At 71.3% G+C, this 15,920-nt stretch carries 15 protein-coding genes; 11 read left to right on the plus strand and 4 right to left on the minus strand.

Annotated features, from left to right (window positions below; all coding sequences use genetic code 11):
• Nucleotides 1-585: 585 nt before the first annotated feature.
• The 7 genes from ACYVDG_RS15510 (at nucleotide 586) to ACYVDG_RS15540 (ending at nucleotide 8,767) form a co-directional block, all read left to right on the plus strand.
• Entirely contained in the window at nucleotides 586-1,923 is a 1,338-nt protein-coding gene (locus ACYVDG_RS15510) for an HNH endonuclease signature motif containing protein (RefSeq protein ID WP_460752093.1), read from the plus strand.
• Between the two features lie 787 nt (nucleotides 1,924-2,710).
• A complete protein-coding gene (locus ACYVDG_RS15515) occupies nucleotides 2,711-4,057 on the plus strand; it encodes an NAD(P)/FAD-dependent oxidoreductase (RefSeq protein ID WP_460752096.1) in 1,347 nt (448 codons plus the stop codon).
• Between the two features lie 98 nt (nucleotides 4,058-4,155).
• The gene (locus tag ACYVDG_RS15520; protein ID WP_460752474.1) at nucleotides 4,156-4,872 is read left to right on the plus strand and encodes a DUF1365 domain-containing protein; all 717 of its coding nucleotides are present in this window, start codon (nucleotides 4,156-4,158) and stop codon (nucleotides 4,870-4,872) included.
• Entirely contained in the window at nucleotides 4,869-6,128 is a 1,260-nt protein-coding gene (locus ACYVDG_RS15525) for a class I SAM-dependent methyltransferase (protein ID WP_460752101.1), read from the plus strand. Before ACYVDG_RS15520 ends, ACYVDG_RS15525 begins: the two co-directional genes overlap by 4 nt.
• Nucleotides 6,125-7,453, plus strand: coding sequence for a class I SAM-dependent methyltransferase (locus tag ACYVDG_RS15530; RefSeq protein ID WP_460752106.1), 1,329 nt, complete (start codon nucleotides 6,125-6,127; stop codon nucleotides 7,451-7,453). The genes ACYVDG_RS15525 and ACYVDG_RS15530 overlap by 4 nt, the downstream gene beginning before the upstream one ends.
• Complete coding sequence (locus ACYVDG_RS15535; protein WP_460752110.1) at nucleotides 7,450-8,262, plus strand: DUF1295 domain-containing protein; 813 nt, start codon at nucleotides 7,450-7,452, stop codon at nucleotides 8,260-8,262. Before ACYVDG_RS15530 ends, ACYVDG_RS15535 begins: the two co-directional genes overlap by 4 nt.
• Before the next feature lie 16 nt (nucleotides 8,263-8,278).
• Nucleotides 8,279-8,767, plus strand: coding sequence for a GNAT family N-acetyltransferase (locus ACYVDG_RS15540; RefSeq protein ID WP_460752114.1), 489 nt, complete (start codon nucleotides 8,279-8,281; stop codon nucleotides 8,765-8,767).
• Between the two features lie 67 nt (nucleotides 8,768-8,834).
• Here ACYVDG_RS15540 and ACYVDG_RS15545 read toward each other — a convergent pair whose 3' ends face one another.
• Nucleotides 8,835-9,620, minus strand: a complete 786-nt coding sequence (locus ACYVDG_RS15545) for an SDR family oxidoreductase (protein WP_460752119.1) — start codon at nucleotides 9,618-9,620, stop codon at nucleotides 8,835-8,837.
• Nucleotides 9,621-9,744: 124 nt separating this feature from the next.
• Complete coding sequence (locus ACYVDG_RS15550; protein ID WP_460752123.1) at nucleotides 9,745-10,353, minus strand: CGNR zinc finger domain-containing protein; 609 nt, start codon at nucleotides 10,351-10,353, stop codon at nucleotides 9,745-9,747.
• 129 nt (nucleotides 10,354-10,482) lie between these two features.
• Between ACYVDG_RS15550 and ACYVDG_RS15555 the strand changes: the two genes are divergently transcribed.
• Together ACYVDG_RS15555 and ACYVDG_RS15560 are read left to right on the plus strand one after the other, a co-directional pair.
• On the plus strand, nucleotides 10,483-11,019 hold the full coding sequence (locus tag ACYVDG_RS15555) for an HPP family protein (protein ID WP_460752127.1): 537 nt from the start codon (nucleotides 10,483-10,485) through the stop codon (nucleotides 11,017-11,019).
• Between the two features lie 600 nt (nucleotides 11,020-11,619).
• Entirely contained in the window at nucleotides 11,620-12,174 is a 555-nt protein-coding gene (locus ACYVDG_RS15560) for a CGNR zinc finger domain-containing protein (protein ID WP_460752130.1), read from the plus strand.
• Between the two features lie 38 nt (nucleotides 12,175-12,212).
• On the opposite strand, the gene ACYVDG_RS15565 is transcribed toward ACYVDG_RS15560, so the two are convergent.
• On the minus strand, nucleotides 12,213-13,262 hold the full coding sequence (locus ACYVDG_RS15565) for an NAD(P)-dependent alcohol dehydrogenase (RefSeq protein WP_460752133.1): 1,050 nt from the start codon (nucleotides 13,260-13,262) through the stop codon (nucleotides 12,213-12,215).
• Nucleotides 13,263-13,510: 248 nt separating this feature from the next.
• Here ACYVDG_RS15565 and ACYVDG_RS15570 point away from each other — a divergent pair, with 248 nt between their 5' ends.
• Nucleotides 13,511-13,894, plus strand: a complete 384-nt coding sequence (locus ACYVDG_RS15570) for a VOC family protein (RefSeq protein WP_460752137.1) — start codon at nucleotides 13,511-13,513, stop codon at nucleotides 13,892-13,894.
• Nucleotides 13,895-13,991: 97 nt separating this feature from the next.
• On the opposite strand, the gene mgrA is transcribed toward ACYVDG_RS15570, so the two are convergent.
• On the minus strand, nucleotides 13,992-14,987 hold the full coding sequence (gene mgrA / locus ACYVDG_RS15575) for an L-glyceraldehyde 3-phosphate reductase (RefSeq protein ID WP_460752140.1): 996 nt from the start codon (nucleotides 14,985-14,987) through the stop codon (nucleotides 13,992-13,994).
• A gap of 211 nt (nucleotides 14,988-15,198) precedes the next feature.
• Between mgrA and ACYVDG_RS15580 the strand changes: the two genes are divergently transcribed.
• Nucleotides 15,199-15,807 (plus strand): cysteine hydrolase family protein, encoded by a 609-nt coding sequence (locus tag ACYVDG_RS15580; RefSeq protein ID WP_460752143.1) that lies wholly within the window; start codon nucleotides 15,199-15,201, stop codon nucleotides 15,805-15,807.
• Nucleotides 15,808-15,920 lie beyond the last annotated feature (113 nt).

The following is a 15,920-nucleotide window of genomic DNA, read 5'->3' on the forward strand; positions in this document are numbered from 1 at the left end:
CAGACCGGTGGGCGTTTTTCCCCCTGAGCATCTGGTGGCCCTGGACGTATGGGCGTTCGGCGAGCTGATGGATGATCTGTTGCCCCCACGGCGCTGCCGGTTCGCACCCCGGGAAGTGACCCGGCGCTCTTTCCGGTTCCCCACCCGCAAGCGCGGCACACCCGCCTCATACAGAGTTCGGCACCGGGTCCATATCTGGCGACTCATCCCACCAGCACCAACAACCTAAAACAACGGTATTGGGGGCCGATACCTGCCACTCCGCCGGCGCTGTGACGGCTGGCGGTGTCGCGGCCGGTCATGGTGTGCGGCGAACACCTCTCGGCGGCCTTTTCCCCGATGATCTTGCCCCTGTCTCCACCCTCGGCCGTCGAGAGTGGAGACAGGGGCAAGGTCATCCCCTATCAGCGACCTGGAATTCCAGGTGGATATAAACACCAGGACAGGCGCGGACATAAAGGCCCTGGGGGATGGCCGAAAAAGGGCACCCGAAAAGGGTGCCGGCCAGCCTCTCGAGGGGAAGAATTTCCTAAGTTGCCGAAGGCAACGCTTCCTTTCTTTGGTCTTTTCGCTTACAATAGAAGAATGACGATCTCTCCTGCAGTACCCACCCCCACCGGGTTCACCCCGGTGGATGTTGCGGTGGACGCTGCCCGGGAAGAGAGCGCCGGCTTCTTCGGCCGGGACGTGCCGCTCGGGGCGGCGGGTGAGGTATTGGACCAGGTCACCCGGGTGTGGGAACAGCTCGATCAGATCAAAGTCAGTATGGCCGCCCGCCTGGCCCAGCTGGAGGCCACCGGGCAGCTGCTGGAGCAGGGCGGGCAGAAGAACCTGGAAGCGTGGCTGCGCCACGCCTTCGGCATCCCCGCCGCGCAAGCTAATGACCTGGCCCTGATCGGGCGCGCCGAATTCCGTCAGGAAATGACCCCCACACGGGAAGCACTGGCGCAAGGAATGCTGTCGGTGGGCGAGGCCGCCGCCGTCATCAAGGGCGCCGACGCGGGTGTGGAGAAAAGGGAGAAGGGTGACCACCCCGACCCGGAGCTGTTCCGGGCGAAAATGGAGTTCGGGATCCTGGGGTTCAAGGAGTCGCGCCCGAACATGTCGGTGGGCCAGATCACCCGCTTCGCCCACGCCCTGGCGATGCGGCTCAACCCGAACAAGGTGGAAAAAGACCACGCGGCCGCCCACGCCGCCCGGGGCGCCCAGCTCGTCACCACCTTCGACAAAACCTTCCTGTTCCAGGTCTGGGGCTCGCCCGCTGACGCCCTGAAGGTCCAGGTGGCGTTGGACAACTACCAGGTGCCCTTCCACCCCGAGGACGGGCTGTCCAAGTACGAGCGCACCTACGACGCCCTCATGGCCGCGTTGGGCTTCGCCCAGTCCCACCAGGGGTGCGACACCCCCACCACGGCCACGGCGTTGATCAACATCACCGTGCCCGCCACCAGCCTGGCCGGCAACGAGGAAGCCGAAGACGCCGGCCCGGCCACCACCGACACCGGGCAGGTCGTGCCCATCTCCGTGGTGCGCGAGCTGCTGGGTGAGAGCTGGATCCGCCGCCTGGTGGTGGAGCAGAAGAACGGCCAGGTCCTGGACGTGGGCCGCTCCTGCCGGCTGGCCCCGCCCCGCATCCGGGCGGCCGCCTTCCACGGCCACACCAGCTGCGCCTGGCAGCACGGGTGCGACGTACCCCTGCCCTGGACCCAGGCCGACCACATCGTGGAGTTCTGGCAGGGCGGCACCACCAGCGCCGCCAACATCCAGCCGCTGTGCGCGACCCATAACCAGATCAAGCACCGGTGGTCAGTGCGCAAGGACCGCCGGATGTGGTCCGGCCGCAACCGAGGCCGCACTCAGGGCCGGGGCGGGAATGCGGACTCGGGTGGGGATGGGGACCCAGCCCCACACCCGAACCCGTAACCGGCCACCCCCAACCCCCCAACCCCCCCCAACCCCACCAAACACCCCGTCACCGCCGGGCCCCTACCCGCACACGCCCATGCCCAGGCACCCGGACGTCCCCCCGAGGACGCCGCCCACCATGACCGGCCGCGACACCCGACCCGTTACGCTCCGGCGGAGTGGCCCTCCGGCCGAAGGCCGTGCCGTTCGGGGTTCGCAGCAGAGATTGACCGGCCGCGACACCACCAGGCGTCAACGCTCCGGCGAAGTGGCAACTGACGGCCGCCAGGCCGTGCCGTTGGGCCTTTCAGGCCCCTCGGGGCCGTTTGGGCCCCTGCCCACACCTCCCCCGTTCCTGATAGCCGCCAACCCGCCGTCGTAGCGAAGCGGGTCAAGGTGGAGCGCCTGCGATAGCGCGCCAGCGCTTCGACGGCGACGACCTTGAGGCGCGCAGCGGAGACGGCCACCATCGGGCGGCAGGAAAAGGGGGAGAACCACCCGCACCAGACCACAGGCCCAAAACCCAGCGAACCCCAAACCCCCACGGGCAAACCCCTGTGGACCCCACGGGCATCCCCCGTGGCACCACCGAGGCACCCCCCCGTGGCACCCTCCGAGGCACCCCCCGTGGCACCCTCCACGCCCAAGCCCTAAGACAATGGTCTTGGGCGCGGCCCCGGCGTCGGAGCGCCTCCCGTAGACACTCGGATTCCGTGAAGTTTTTTTCGCCAATTACCACCAATCCGCCGCCCTCTCCGCTCCGAATAACCCGTGTCACCTGCACACCGGTTTCGCGAGAGGGCGAATGAACACTCACATCCCCGGGCGTCGGCAGATCGCGGTCATCGGCAGCGGCGTCTCCGGACTGACCGCCGCACACGTCCTGCACCGCCACGACGACGTCACCCTGTTCGAGGCCGACGACCGCCTGGGCGGGCACGCACACACCCACTCCCTCAGCGGGGGCGACGGCGGCGAAGTCGGCGTGGACAGCGGTTTCATCGTCCACAACCGGCGCACCTACCCGTACCTCCTACGGCTCTTCGACGAGCTAGGCGTGACCACCGGCCCCACCGAGATGAGTCTCTCGGTGCACTGCGAGGGGTGCGGGCTGGAGTACGCGGGCGCGCGCGGCCTCCGAGCCCTGTGGCCCCACCGCTCCCGGCGCAGCGCCGCCTACCTGCGGATGCTCGTCGACATCCCCCGTTTCCACCGGGCAGCCCGCCGCCTACTGCGCACCGCCGAGGCTGTGGAAGCCAAGGACACGGCGGACGCGCGGAGCGCCCCGGACACCAAGGGGACCTCGGACACCAAGCAGACCGCGGTCGGCCCCACCCTCGGGGCCTTCGTCGAGCGGCACGGCTTCTCCCGGTACTTCACCGCGCACTTCCTGCTGCCGCTGGTCTCAGCGGTTTGGTCCTGCCCGCCCGGCACCGCCCTGGACTATCCAGCCCGCCACCTGTTCGCCTTCCTCGCGCACCACGGCATGCTCGGGATCTGGGGCTCACCGAGCTGGCGCACGGTCGAGGGCGGCTCGCACACCTACGTCGAGCGCGTGGCCAAGAACCTGCACTCCGTGCGCCTGGGCACTCCCGTGCGCGGCCTCGTACGCACCGAGAACGGCGTCCTGCTGCGCACCGACACCGAGCAGCTGGACTTCGACGGCGCCGTGGTCGCCACCCACGCCGACCAGGCCCTCGCCCTCCTCGACGTGCCCACCCTCGACGAACTCGACGTCCTCGGCGCCTTCACCTACTCGCGCAACCGCACCTTGCTGCACACCGACACCTCGGTGCTGCCCGAAGACCGCGACACCTGGGCCTCGTGGAACCACCGGCTCACCTCCTGTGAGCCCGACGGCGACCCCGTGCGGGTCAGTTACCACATGAACCGTCTCCAAGGCCTCCCAGCGGGTAGGGACTTCGTTGTGACGCTCAACGCGGCCGACAGCGTGGACCCGGACCGGGTGGTGGCCGCCATGGACTACGCCCACCCCGTCTTCACCCCGGAGTCGGTCGCCGCACAGAAGCGCCTGCGCGCACTCGACGGCCCCACCCTCGCCTTCGCCGGCGCCCACCACGGCTGGGGCTTCCACGAGGACGGCTGCCGCGCCGGGGTCGAGGCCGCGGCTGCACTCGGGAGGCAGTGGTGACCCAGGACCACCGAAAGGCCCGGACCACTGGGGAGGAGGAGCGCGCGGAAACCACGACGGGGCAAGCGGAGCGCGCGGACACCACCACGGCTCCCGCCCTGTACGAGGCGACCGTGCACCACGCGCGCGCCGAACCCGTCCGGCACGCCTTCGCGCACCGCACCCACTACTGGCTGATCGACCTGGACCGGCCGCCCCGGTTCCCTTGGCCGCTCGGAGCCTTGGCCGGGTTCCATCCCGCCGACCACGGCACCGGTACCGCGCCCACGCTCCGCGCCGACCTGGACGCCTTCCTGCGCGACCGGGGCATCGACCTGCGCGGCGGCCGCGTCCTGATGCTCGCGCACGCGCGCGTGTTCGGCTACGTGTTCAACCCGCTCACCGTCTACTGGTGCCACGACCCCGACGGGTCCCCGCGCGTAGTGGTCGCCGAGGTGCACAACACCTACGGGGGCCGCCACCGCTACCTGCTGCACCCCGACGGTCGCGGCCGGGCCGGTGTCGAGAAGGCCCTGTACGTATCCCCGTTCAACCGGGTCGACGGCGACTACCGGCTCAGCTTGCCCGAACCCGGCACACGGCTCGCACTCACCGTCGCGCTCCACCGGGAGGGGCGGCCGCCCTTCACCGCGTCCGTGCGCGGCCTGCGCCGACCCGCCACCGCAGGGCAGTTACTGCGCCTGTCCCTGCGGCAGCCGCTGGCACCGCTCGTCAACGCTGTCCGCATCCGAGCCCACGGAGTCTGGCTCTACCTGCGCGGACTCCCCGTGCAGGACCGCCCCGGCCACCACGAACCACGAGGAACACGACCATGACCACCACCGCCCCGATCCCGCCCGCCGCCGTCGACCCGCAGCGCTGGCCCGACGTGGCCCGCGTCCCGTCCGGGAGACTGCGCACCGCCGTGGCGCGCCTGCTCGCCGCCCGCGCCATCCCCGCGGTCGGTATCCGCGTGCACACCGGGCCCGAGGCGCCTCCGGCGGAGCTCACCGAGGCAGACGCCCCGGTCCTGTGGCTGCGCGACCCCGACGCCTTCCACGCCCGCCTGGCCCACGACGGCCTCATCGGGTTCGGCGAGTCCTACATGGCGGGGGAGTGGGACGCACCCGACCCGGTCGCCACACTCACCCGGTTCGCCGAACACTACGAGGAACTCATCCCGAAGCCCCTCCAACCCTTCCGGCACATCACCCTGCCGCGACGCCCGGCCTCGGACCGCAACACCCGGTCCGGGTCCCGGCGCCACATCAGCCACCACTACGACCTGTCCAACGACCTCTTCTCGCTCTTCCTGGACCGCACCATGACCTACTCGTCGGCGCTGTTCGCCGACGACGACCCGCGCGACCAGGAAAGCCTCGTCCGCGCCCAGGAGCGCAAGATCGACCGCCTCCTGGACTCGGCGCACGTGGCCGAAGGCACCACCCTGCTGGAGATCGGAACGGGCTGGGGCGAGCTGGCCGTCCGCGCGGCCCGGCGCGGCGCCCGCGTCACCTCCATCACCCTCTCCACCGAGCAGCGCGACCTCGCCCGTGAACGCGTGGCCGCCGAAGGGCTCACGGACCTCGTCGACGTCGAACTGTGCGACTACCGGGACGCCACCGGCTCCTACGACGCCGTGGTCAGCTGCGAGATGATCGAGGCGGTCGGCGAACGCTACTGGCCCGCCTACTTCGCGGCCCTGGACAGACTCGTCCGCCCCGGCGGGAAGGTCGCCCTGCAGAGCATCACCATGGAGCACCAGATGATGCGGGCCTCCCGCACCGCTTACACCTGGATGCACAAGTACGTGTTCCCCGGCGGGCTCATCCCCTCGGTCACCGCCGTCCGCGAACAGCTCTCCGCACGCACCGGACTGCGGATCACCGACCGCCTCGCCTTCGGCCAGGACTACGCCGACACCCTGCGCCTGTGGCGGGACAGCTTCACCGGCGCCGCCGAGAAGGTGAGGGCGCTGGGCTTCGACGACACCTTCCGCCGCATGTGGACCTTCTACCTGGCCTACTGCGAGGCCGGTTTCCGGTCCGGAATCATCGACGTCGAGCAGATCACCATGGAGCGTGCCGCATGACCGTCCAGACCTTCCGCCCCCGCGGTGCCGCCCACTTCATCGGCCCCCTGGTCGCGGCCTTCCTCAACGGGGTGCTGCCCGTGCGGCTGCGCGCCTGGGACGGCAGCGAGACCGGCCCGGAGGACGCCCCGCGCGTGACGGTCCGCGACCGCGACGCCCTCCGCCATGTGCTCGCCAGCCCCGGTGAACTGGGCCTGTCCCGCGCCTACGTCACCGGCGGCATCGACGTGGAGGGCGACCTCACCGACGCCCTGCGGTACGTGTGGGCCTCCGTCAACGCGTACGGCACATCGGCCCCCGGTCCCCGGACCCTGGCCGGGATCGCCCACACGGCCCTGGTCCTGGGCGTGGCCGGACCGCCGCTGCCCCCGCCCGTGACCGAAGCCCGCATGGGCGGACGCCGCCACTCCAAGGAACGCGACGCCGCCGCGATCTCCCACCACTACGACGCGGGCAACGACCTCTACGAGCTCCTCCTCGACGAGACCATGGCCTACTCCTGCGCCTACTGGGACGCCGGCGACCCCGGACAGAGCCTGGCCGACGCCCAGCGCGCCAAACTCGACCTCATCTGCGACAAGCTCCGCCTCACCGAGGGCGACCGGCTGCTCGACGTCGGCTGCGGTTGGGGTTCGCTCACCCTGCACGCCGCCGGACGGTACGGCGCCCGGGTCGCCGCCGTCACCCTCTCCGAGCGCCAACGCGACCACGTGCGCGAGCGCGCCGAAAAGGAGGGCCTCGAACACCTCGTTGACGTGCGCCTGCTGCACTACCGCGACGTCGCACCCGACACCTTCGGGCCGGGCCCCTTCGACGCCGCGGCCACCGTCGAGATGGGCGAGCACGTGGGCCGCGACGCCTACGCCCCCTTCGCCCGCCAACTCCACGACCTTCTGCGGCCCGGCGGGTCCGTGCTGGTCCAGCAGATGTCCCGGCGCGGCGCCCACCCCGGCGGCGGCCCGTTCATCGAGCGCTACGTCGCCCCGGACATGCACATGCGCCCGCTCGGCGAGACCGTCGGCCTGCTGGAGGACGCCGGACTGGAGGTGCGCGGCGTGCAGGCCCTGCGCGAGCACTACGTGCGCACCGCCCGGTCGTGGTCGGACGTGCTGGAGCGCCGCTTCGACGAGATGGTGCGGATCGCGGGCCCGCAGTCGGCCCGGGTGTGGCGCCTCTACCTGGCCGGGGGAGCACTCGCCTTCGAAGAGGGCCGCATGGGCGTGGACCAGATCATCGCCCGGCGGCCCGTAGAGGCGGCGCCGCGCCCCTGGGAGACGACCGGGCACACCGTGGACACGGCCCGGAGCTCGGAGGGTGCCCGATGACCGTCACCGCCGCCTTCCTGCTCAACCTCGGATTCACCGCCGCCACCGTGCTGGCGCTCATGCTCGTCACCTTCGCCCTCGGGGTGCGCCTGGGCCGCCACAGCGTCGTGGACGTCGCCTGGGGCCTCGGCTTCGTCGTCGCCGCCGCGACCACCGCGGCCACCGCCACGGCCACCGGCTACGGCGACCCCTGGCGGAACTGGCTGCTCTGCGCCCTGATCGCCGTGTGGGGCCTGCGCCTGGCCGTGCACATCGGCCTGCGCAGCCGCGGCAAGGGCGAGGACCCCCGCTACGAGAAGTTCCTCGCCGACGCGCCCGGCAACCCCCAGCTGAACGCCCTGCGCAAGGTCTACCTGCTCCAAGGGGCTCTGGTCTGGCTGATCTCGATGCCCGTCCAGGTCGCCGCCTACACCGGCGGCGCCCTCGGCTGGGTGGCCTTCCTCGGCGTCCTGCTGTGGCTGGTCGGCTTCGCCTTCGAGACCGTCGGCGACGCCCAGCTCGCCCGGTTCAAGGCCGACCCCGCCAACAAGGGAAGGATCATGGACCGGGGCCTGTGGTCGTGGACCCGGCACCCGAACTACTTCGGCGACGCCTGCGTATGGTGGGGCCTGTTCCTGGTGGCGGCAGGCTCCTGGTGGGTGCTGCTCACCCTGCCCGCACCCCTGGTGATGACCTACCTGCTCACCAAGGGATCCGGCCAGCGCCTGCTGGACGAACACATGTCGCGGCGGCCCGGATGGCAGGAGTACGCGGCCAGGACCAGCGGGTTCTTCCCGCTGCCCCCGAAACGGGACGTCCCGAGCCCCTAGAAGCAAGGAGCCCCCAGTGCTGATCCGCCGTTACGAGCAGCGGGACGCGGCCGCCACCCTGGACGTGTTCGTCGGCGCCGTCACCGAGACCGCCAGCGCGGACTACTCACCGGAGCAGATCGCGGCCTGGGCCGGACCGGAAAGGCCCGACCTCGACCGGTGGAACTCGGCCCGGCAGAAGCTGGAGACGTTCGTGGCCGAGATCGACGGCACCGTCGCCGGCTTCGCCGACGTGTCCGAGACCGGTTACGTCGACATGGTGTTCGTGAGTCCGCGGGCCGGTCGGCGCGGCGTGGCCACGGCCCTGCTCGACCAGGTGCGCGAGCGGGCCCTGTCCCGGGGCAACAGCGAACTCAGCACACACGCCAGCATCACCGCGAAGCCGTTCTTCGCCCGGCACGGTTTCGCGGTGGTCGAGGAGCGGCACCCGGTCGTCAAGGGCGTGGAGATGACCAACTACCGGATGGTGCTGGACCTGGACGGCGCCGGGCGGGAGATCCGGTAGGCCCCGCATCCCGGGCGGTACCGGCTGTGCGGCGGTACCGCCCGGGGGCGGGATCAGAGTGCCGGAGTCAGACCGACGGGATCTGACCGCCGTCGACCCTGACGGTCGACCCCGTGACGTAGGCGGCCTGCTGGCTGGCCAGGAACGCGGCCACCGCACCGTACTCGTCCGGGTCGCCGTAACGGCCGGCCGGGATGGAACCGCGGCCCAGCTTCTGGACCTCCTCCAACGGCAGGCCCTCCCGCTCGGCGCGGGCCCGGTCCAGCGAGTCCACCCGCGGCGTCGCGATCCGGCCCGGCACGATCACGTTGGACGTCACGCCGTCGGCCGCGATCTCGGCCGCGATCGTCTTGGACCAGGAGTGCAGCGACGCGCGCAGCGTGTTCGACACACCCAGGTTGGGGATGGGCGCGATCGGCCCCGCCGAGGTGCTCGTCACGATCCGGCCCCAGCCGCGCTCGCGCATCCCGCCGACCACCGCGTCGGTCAGCTGGATCACCGGCAGCACCATCGACGCGTACATGTCCTCCCACAGCCCCGGCTCCTGACCCAGTGCAGGGGTGGGCGGCGGGCCGCCGGTGTTGTTGACCAGGATGTCCACCGGGCCGAGCTCGTCGGCGACCCGCGCCACGACCTCGCCCGCACGGCCGTGGTCGGCCAGGTCCCAGGCGATACCGATGGCGTCCACGCCGTGCTCGCGGCAGGCCGCGACGGTCGCGTCGAGGCGTTCCTCGTTGCGGCCGGTCACCGCCACGCGAACGCCCTCCGCGGCCAGGGCGACCGCCATCGCCCTGCCCAGCCCGGAACTGGCGGCGGTCACGAGCGCGACCTTGCCAGCGATTCCCAGATCCATGTCACTCCTCAGGCTTCCTACCAGTGTTCACGGCATCCTGGCAGGTCCGATGAGACCTGGGCCACCCGGGGTGGCCCGGTTTCGGGTTCCCTGCACGGGAATGCCGCGCCCCTCGCCCGGGAGATCAGGCGTGTTCGCCGTGCCGTCGGCTGTGCCGGGCCACGCGCACCCGGGTCCCGCAGCCCTTGGAGCACCACTCCCGCCGGGGGTGGGTGCGCAGGTAGAAGAGCACGCAGCCGGGCGCCTGGCAGGCGCGCAACAGTTCCAGGTCCGGCCCGGTGAGCAGGTCTACGGCCGCGCGAGCCACCCTGGCCAGGACCGCGGCCGGGGTGTCGGGGGCGTCGGTGCCCAGGCGAGCGGAGCCGTACCCGGTCGGCGGGAGCTCGGTCGTGTCGCGGTGGGCTCGGGCGGCGGCGTTGACCGCGGCCACGTCCCCGGGCGCGGCGGGCACCCCCGAGGCGGCGGCGGAGACCAGGCGGCGCAGCGGTTCGCGCAGCTCCACGAAGGCGGTGCGGGCGGCCCGGCCCGCGCCGTCGTCGGCGACCGTATCGGTGCCGAGAGGGCCCAGGGTCTTGGCGTGCGCGGCGATCCAGTCGGCCAGGTCCGCGGGGGTGGAGAGGGCATCGACCAGCTGGCCGCGGAGCCCGCCCCGGATGAACACGGTATTCACCAGGTCCAGTGCAGGGTGTTCGTCCACCACCGGCATGTCCTGCACGTTCCCTGAGACGCTCATCACCTAACGGTACCGAATCTTGTGACTCGTTAGGTCGCCTGCGACACTCGCTTAGAGTGACAGATAACGCTTGTGCTCTTATCAATGCGTTAGTAAGCCACGAGCGTCCGACTCGACCCGATGAGGAACATGACCACGGAGACGCCCAACGCGCCGCCCACTCCCACGTCCCGGATCCGCTCTCTCCTCGCCGGGCGCGCCCCGGCCCCCGCTGCCCCGCGCGTGGTCGGTATCGCCACGGCGACCAGCGTGGCCGCCCTCCTCGTGCTGGCCGCCGGGATGGTGGCGCTCGACGTACCGCTGCTCATCCCGCCGCTCGCCGCGAGTATGGCGCTGGTCGCGGGCGCCCCGCACCTGCCCCTGGCCCAACCCCGCAGCGTGGTGGGCGGCCAGCTGCTGTCCGCGCTCACCGGCTTCGCCGTGCTGCTCGTCGCCGCGCCCGGCCCCTGGGCCGCCGCCGTCGCCGGCGGACTGGCCCTGGGTGTGATGGCCCTGGCCCGGGTGCCGCACTCACCGGCCGCGGCCACCGCCCTCATCGTCGCCCTGGAGGCACCCCCGTTCTGGCCCTTCCTCGGGCTGCTCGCCGTCGCGGCAGTGGTGCTGGTGCTGGTCGGCCTGGCCGGCAACCGTGCCTCCGGCCGCAGCTATCCCGTCTACTGGTGGTGACCGGGCCAGTGGTGCTCTGAGCCTGGTGACAAAGGGGGTTTGGTTGCCCAGCCCTTGGGGTGCGCCGCTTTCCGCATGGGTGGGGAGTCCGCGCGGGTGGGGGAGCCCGCGCGGGCTGGGGTTTGTTGTCGCGTGCGGGTGGTTTCCCCGTTCCCTGCCGCTTGATGGTGGCCGTCTCCGCTGCGCGCCTCCAGGCCGTCGCCGTCGAAGCGCTGGCGCGCGTCGGTGGCGCTCCACCTTGACCCGCTTCGCTGCGACGGCGGGTCGGCGGCCGTGGCCGACCGGATGCCTGCCCGTCCGCCTGGCTTGATCGGCCAGCGCGTCGCAATCCAGTGGCCAGCAGGCGACGAAGAGCCCGATCAGGCCGGGCGGGTGGCCGGGCGCGTCCCACCGGGCTTTCGGTCAGGCCTGGGCCCTCTTCTCGAAGTTGATCTTGCTCCCAGCTCCACCCTCGACGGCTTGGGGTCAAGTGGTTTCGGACGCAGCGGTCACTCCCACCGGTCAGCCACTGAAATAACTTTCAAAGGTTAGGTGGTGGACTTGATAAGCTCCCGCCAGTCCCTGCACGCAGGCCGGGGAGTGACATCGAGAGGGGAACCGATGCCGGGGGAGGCACCTCGACGGCGCCCGCTCCTGAACGAGCCGGTCTCCATCGACCTGGTCAACACCCGTTGGCTGGAGGGCGAAGCCCACTACGATCTGCTCGACTCCCTCGACGGCCTGGCCCAGTGGTTCGACGAGAGCGGCCTCGCCCCCCGGTTCCAGGCTGACCCCGATGCCCTCGACCACCTCGTGGGCGTCAGGGGCGCCCTCGCACGCTTGGTGGACGATCCCCGGGACCGCGTGGCCACCGCCGACCTCAACGCGGCCCTGGTGCACGGCAGGGTCGTCCGCCACCTCGACGAAGGCGATCCCGCCAGCACCGTCGAGTTCGACACCCCGGCCTGGGGGCCCGCCTGGACCGCCGCCGCAGACTTCCTGGACCTGCGCGAACGCCCCGACCGCATCCGCGGCTGCGCCAACCTCCCTTGCGTCCTGTACTTCTTCGACACGTCGAAGAACGGCACCCGCCGCTGGTGCTCCATGTCGGGCTGCGGCAATCGCGCGAAGGCCGCCCGGCACCACGCCCGCGAACGGGCCGACCGGACGGCCTGAGAACAGGGCTTGACGCGATCACGCCACGTCCGCGGTCCTCAGCGCTCGTTGGGGACCACGACCGCCCGGCCGTTGACCTCGCCCGCCTCCAGCTTCCGGTACGCCTCCAAGGCGTCCTCCATGCCGAAGCGCTCGATCTCCGGGCGGATCTGCCCCGCCTTGTACATGTCCACCACCTCCCACAGCTCGGGCACCGAACCCCAGTAGGTGTTGGTCACGTAGGACTCGTACGGGTTGGTGAAGAACGAGAACTCGTGGGTGCCGCCCGCGATACCGACGATGCTCACCCGGCCGCCCTGGGCCGCGCTGGACGCCGCCGTCGACACGGTCGGTCCCACGCCCACGAAGTCGAAGGCCGCGTCCACGCCCCGGCCGCCGGTGAGCTCCCGGATCCGCTCCGCCTGCTGCTCCCCGGCATCCACCGTGACGGCGCCGTTGGCCTCCGCGCGGGCGCGGGCCTCCTCCTTGACGTCGGTGGCGATCACCGTCGCCCCGCTCAGCGCCCGCAGGATCTGCACCCCGATCTGCCCGAGCCCGCCCAGGCCGATCACCAGCGCGTACCGGCCGCCGCTGTTCAGGTGGGGCAGCGCCTGCTTGACCGCGTGGTAGGGGGTCAGTCCGGCATCGGCCAAGGGCGCGGCGGCCACCGGGTCGGCGTCGTCCAGCGGTATGAGGTGGCGCGCGGGCACGGTCATGTACTCGGCCATACCGCCGTCGCGGCCCAGTCCCACCGCCAGGTAGGGCATGGTCGCGGCGTTCTCGCAGTAGGTCTCGAGTCCTTCGGCGCACTTGCGGCAGTGCTGGCAGCCGATCGGCCCGTACACCATGTAGGCGGCGCCGACCCGGACGCGGTCACTCACACCGGGGCCGAGCGCCTCGACCCAGCCGGCGTTCTCGTGCCCCAGGACGAACGGCGGTTTCTGCGCCCCCGGCTGCCCCTCCTCGAACACCCGGTAGACGCTGATGTCGGAGTGGCAGGCGCCCGCCCCCGCGACCCGGAGCAGGACCTCTCCGGGGCCCGGCTCGGGCTTGGCCACGTCGGTGAGGGAAGGGAACTCCCCGTAGTTCTCGAACACGACTGCGCGCATGTGCGGTCTCCCTCGCGTGCGGCACGGCGCCCCGGTCGAGGCACCGAGGGCGGGGCACGAAACGTGCCTCGCTGAACACGCGAAGTTAACACCCGCCGGTCGCGCCAGTCGCCCAAGAGGTGTGCACGGATCCGTCCGGATCGGTTGACCCGTTTCCCCTCGTCCGCGCGATGATTTCCCGACCAGGCCGAGGTCGGTACGGGGTGAGCGCGGCACACCCGCCGCACCGACCGGCAACGGAGGACGCCATGTTCGACACCACCAGGGCCTTCGGGTCCTTCGCGGTCCCCGACACCGAGGCCGCCCGGGCCTTCTACACCGGCACCCTCGGCCTGGACGTCAAGGACGTGCCGGGCATGGAGGAACACGGTCTGCTGGAGATCGACCTCGGCAACGACCGGGGCATCCTCGTGTACCCGAAGCCCGACCACGAGCCCGCCGTGTTCACCGTCCTCAACATCACCGTCGACGACATCGACGCCGCGGTGGACGGGCTCGTCGCACGAGGGATCACCATGCTCCGCTACGCGGGCTTCGACCACGACAAGAAGGGGGTTGTGCGCGACGGAAAACCCTTCGTCGCCTGGTTCACCGACCCCGCGGGCAACATCGTCGGCGTCATCCAGGAGTGAGCCCGCGCCACGGGAAAAGCTGCCGGAGCGCGGCCGCGGGGACCGCGGCGAAACCGGGCCGGGGCGCCCGCCGGGACCGGGCGGGCACCCCCAGACATCAGTCCACGGGTGCGTACCGGTCGATCCCGGCGAGCTCCTCCTCGGAGAAGTCCAGGTTCCCGACGGCCGCCACGCTGTTCTCCAACTGGGCCACGCTGCTCGCCCCCACCACGGCGGAGGTCACCCGGCCGCCGCGCAGCACCCAGGCCAGGGCCATCTGCGCCAGGGTCTGGCCGCGCTTCCCTGCGATCGCGTTCAGTTCGCGCACCCGCTCCAGCACGGTGTCGGTGATCCCCTCAGCGCTCAGGAACGGGCTCGCACCGGCCGCGCGGGAGCCCTCAGGGACACCGTGCAGGTACCGGTCGGTCAGCAGCCCCTGCGCCAGCGGCGAGTAGGCGATCGAACCCGCCCCCACTTCGTCGAGGACGTCCAGCAGTCCCTCCTCCACCCACCGGTTGAACATCGAGTACGAGGGCTGGTGGATGAGCATCGGTGTGCCGAGCTCACGCAGGATCCGGGCCGCCTCCAGGGTCTGCTCCGGCGCGTAGTTGGACACGCCCGCGTACAGCGCCTTGCCCTGCCGCACCGCCGTGTCCAGAGCGCCCATGGTCTCCTCCAAGGGCGTGTCCGGGTCGGGCCGGTGCGAGTAGAAGATGTCCACGTAGTCCAGGCCCATGCGGCCCAGGCTCTGGTCCAGACTGCCCAGCAGGCCCTTGCGCGAGCCCCACTCGCCGTACGGACCCGGCCACATCAGGTGCCCCGCCTTGGTGGAGACGACGAACTCGTCCCGGTACCGCCGCAGGTCGGAGGCGACCACCCGGCCGAAGTTCTCCTCCGCGGACCCGGGCGGGGGACCGTAGTTGTTGGCCAGGTCGAAGTGGACCACACCCAGGTCGAAGGCGCGCAGCAGGATGTCGCGCTGCACGTCCAACCCCCGGTCTCCGCCGAAGTTGTGCCACAGCCCCAGGGACAGGGCGGGCAGGCGCAGGCCGCTGCGGCCGCAACGGCGGTAGGGCATGGTGTCGTAACGCGTCGGAGCGGCGACGTAGGTCATGGCTGGTCCCTCGTGGCTGGTGGGAAGCGGCGGGCAGGAATCGGTCACTCGGCGACATTCTGACACGTGTGACGCGTGTTCCCCCGCCGTCACCCCGGCCGTTCGAAAGTACGCCCACGGGCCGCCGGCCATCGGAGCCGACCACCTGACCGGCAGTGCCCTGGCCGACAGGGGACTGACACCCGACGGCCCCGTGTGCGAGGGTCGGGGTATGAGCATCGAGCCCTCGCGTACGGCGGTCCTGGGGCTGCACTGGGTCGTCAACGTCATCAAACCCGAAGGCTTCTTCGCCGACATGCTCAGCGGCCCCGTGGCCGCCAGCGGCGTGGTGGGACGGGCCGCGCGGTTCCACCGGGCCGCACAGGAGGCGGGGGTGCCGATCGTCTACACCCGCTTCACCGTCCCCGAGGACGAAGGCGCCTTGGTCCGCAACACCGGGCTCATCGCGGCTGTGGCCGAGGCCCAGGACGCGTTCCGCCCCGACGCTCCGGGAACGGAGATCATTCCGGAGATGCCTGCGCGCACAGGCGCCGACCGGGTGGTGGACAACCAGAAGGTCTCCGGAATCGCCGGAAACGACCTGGCGCAGTGGTTGGACCGGAACGGCATCGACACCCTCCTGCTGACCGGGGTGGCCACCAACCTGACCGTCGAACAGACCGCACGCCAAGCCACCGACCTCGGCTACTTCGTCTACGTGGTCAAGGACTGCGTGACCGCGGCCGACGAGGCAGCGCACCAGGCGGCGCTGGCGAACCTGGAAATCGGCACCATGGGCACACTCACCGCCGACCAGGCACTGGAGGCCCTCCGCGCCTGACCGGCCGGCCAGCGGCATCGCCCACACCCGCGGTGGCGAAGTGCGCATACGCGCTCCGCTCGTTCGCGCCCCGGAGGAAAACGGTGCCCGCCCGATGAGTTCCGCTCTCCCCG

Source organism: Nocardiopsis oceani, assembly GCF_054777395.1.